1 protein-coding gene is annotated in these 423 nt (G+C 46.3%); it reads left to right on the top strand.

What is annotated here, in order from left to right:
- The first annotated feature begins 70 nt into the window (after nucleotides 1-70).
- The gene (locus ACK8OT_RS19300) at nucleotides 71-382 is read left to right on the top strand and encodes a transposase (RefSeq protein ID WP_410198138.1); all 312 of its coding nucleotides are present in this window, start codon (nucleotides 71-73) and stop codon (nucleotides 380-382) included.
- Nucleotides 383-423 lie beyond the last annotated feature (41 nt).

Here is a 423-nt window from a genome sequence, read left to right as displayed (position 1 = left end):
TGTAGTGGTACAACTATTTTGGCCACCTGATTAGAGGTGATAAGATCACCGTAACTAAGCAGGTATCAATATGTCAAAACGTACAAGATCAACTTATTCACCAGAATTCCGACTAGAAGTTGCCCAAGAAGTCGTCGATAACGGGCGCTCAGTTCGCGAGGTTGCTGAGTCATTAGAGTTAGGCAAGTCAACCGTCGATAAATGGGCAAGGCAGCTTAAAGAAGAGCGAAATGGCAACCTATCGAGTGCCATGCCGATGACACCAGACCAAGTCAAAATACGCGAACTAGAGCGTAAGATTAAACGCCTTGAAGAGGATAACACCATCCTAAAAAAGGCTTCAGCTCTCTTGATGCAGGACTCGCTCAAAGGTTCGCGTTAATAAGGGAGCTAAGCGCCTATTGGGGTGTTGAACGGCTGTGC

It is taken from the genome of Motilimonas thetidivivens (genome assembly GCF_046452435.1).
Lineage (GTDB): Bacteria > Pseudomonadota > Gammaproteobacteria > Enterobacterales > CBDFNC01 > Motilimonas.
Note: the sequence above shows the minus strand (reverse complement) of the source record. Positions and strands in the feature narration are given on the sequence as shown.